The sequence below is a fragment of the Sphaerochaeta sp. S2 genome, from assembly GCF_016406725.1.
Classification (GTDB): Bacteria; Spirochaetota; Spirochaetia; order Sphaerochaetales; family Sphaerochaetaceae; genus Sphaerochaeta.
Genome location: NZ_JAEKNT010000112.1, coordinates 1 through 1,870 on the forward strand (window position 1 = coordinate 1; position 1,870 = coordinate 1,870).

The window sequence follows — 1,870 nt, forward strand, 5'->3', positions numbered from 1 at the left end:
GAGTAGGGCAGGTAAAACAGCACCTTGCAGGAAAAGCATATTTCCTGCTGCCTTGATTGCTTCCAATTGTGAGCCAATGTGCTCATCAGACAGTGAGGTGTCATACTCGAAGGTTTTCTCTTGGGTATTTCGGGCAAAGAGTGTTTGCTCTTCTTCCTTGGTAAGTCTCACCAACCACTCTTCAGTGATTACGCCTTCTGCAATGATGACCTCAAACCCATAGGCATAGAGGGAAGCGCCCAAGGCAATTTCAAACTCAAAATAGGATGGCTTGTTCTTGTTTCCTGCCTTAAGCCTGCAATAGACCTCAGGATTCCTGATTGCTTCTGTTCCTTGCTTGATAAGGGAGTGGGCAAAGGCCATTGCCTTGATCACATTGCTTTTTCCTGCTGCATTGGCCCCAAAGATGGCGCCAAATTTCAGGAGATGTACTGAGTCCACCGTGAATATCCGCTCTCCAACCCCAAGATCAGCATCAGCGAGCAGAGAGAGGCTTTGATTTGTATCAAAGGAGAGAAAATTCCCTACCGTAAAACGTACAAGCATGTATGCCTCCAAGAAAACTCTACCAGCTCTGGAGAGGGCACACAACCTTTTTACTTCTTCTGGTACAACACCGTCTTCTGGTAGTCTGAGGGAAGCATACCATAACGCTTTTGGAAGGCTCTTCTGAATGTCTGGGGATTGGAATAACCGCAGAGGGTGGTAATCTCCCCAATGGTCATCTGTTTCTCACTGAAGAGCACCAAGGAACGTTCCAGCCGATAGGTCTCTACATATTGGGCGAAGGATGTCTCCATCCTGGTCTGCATAAAGTCATGCATGCCACCCTCACCAGGCGCATGAGGAAGGCAGCGGACGGGTTCGTGGGATACAAGTGCGCCCCGCACACCGATACCTACGAGACCGGCATCCACGCCGCCCTGATGGTCATCCGCACCCTTGAGTCAGGCAAGAGACCCACCATGGCCATGGTGAGGATACCGATGCTTATCGCCGGGGAGCAGAGTGAGACCAGCGTGGAGCCGATGAGGAGCCTCATCCAAGGGCTGAGGGAACGGGAGAAGGAAAAAGGCGTGCTTGCCTGTTCCTACACCCTCGGCTTCCCCTGGGCGGATGAGAGGGAGAACGCGGTGCATGCGGTGGTGGTGACCCAGGACGACCAAAAGAGAGCCGATGAGATAGCAAAGGAACTGGCAGCCATATTCTGGGGCCGGAGGGCCGAGTTCGGGTTCTACAACGAGACCAGGATGCCCAGCGATGCTATAGGAGCGACCAAGGAGTCGATTGCAGAAGGTGTGTACCCGGTGGTCATCAGCGACAGCGGGGACAACCCGACAGCAGGTGGCAGCGGGGATGTTACGAACTTCCTGCGCCTGGTCATGGACGACCCCGTCCTCTCCAAGCTCAGTCCACCCCTGCTCTACCAGGGATTCTATGACCCACCTGTGGTGGCTCAGGCTTTCCGCGAGGGAGTTGGTTCATCCTTCCACTGCTCACTGGGAACGAAGTTCGACAAAGAGAAGAGCAGTCCTATCGAGGCTGAGGCCAAGGTTATCTCCCTCAAGGAGAAATGGGAAGGGGCGAACAACGCCGACCTTGCCCTCCTGGAGATGGGAGGGGTACACGTGGTGGTGGCAAGCAAGCATGTAGGATGCTACGACCCTGAGATGATGAGAATCCTCGGGGCTGAGCCGACGAGGTGCAAGGCCGTCGTGGTGAAGCTGGGCTACCTGGAACCGGAGATACGCTCGATTGCAAAGCGGTCGATGATGGCACTCACCACCGGCAGCACCGACGAGCTCTTCACTCGCCTGCCCTACAGGGAGCTCTCCAGGCCCATCTGCCCGCTTGACGGGGAGTTCGATGC

The 1,870-nt window shown here is 54.8% G+C and carries 3 protein-coding genes; 1 reads left to right on the forward strand and 2 read right to left on the reverse strand.

Translation table 11 applies throughout. The features are described 5' to 3' along the window. A partial coding sequence (locus tag JF818_RS03170) for an ATP/GTP-binding protein (protein WP_198890535.1) occupies positions 1-546 on the reverse strand: 546 nt, incomplete at its 3' end. Positions 547-596: 50 nt separating this feature from the next. Then, positions 597-824, reverse strand: coding sequence for a helix-turn-helix domain-containing protein (locus JF818_RS03175; RefSeq protein WP_198890536.1), 228 nt, complete (start codon positions 822-824; stop codon positions 597-599). Between the two features lie 18 nt (positions 825-842). Between JF818_RS03175 and JF818_RS03180 the strand changes: the two genes are divergently transcribed. Beyond that, positions 843-1,870 (forward strand): MlrC C-terminal domain-containing protein (locus JF818_RS03180; protein WP_233065854.1); only part of this gene is annotated, 1,028 nt, incomplete at its 3' end.

Excerpts from the sequence above, each read along its gene's own strand:
- JF818_RS03175 (WP_198890536.1), bottom strand. The coding sequence starts at position 824 with ATGCATGACTTTATGCAGACCAGGATGGAGACATCCTTCGCCCAATAT.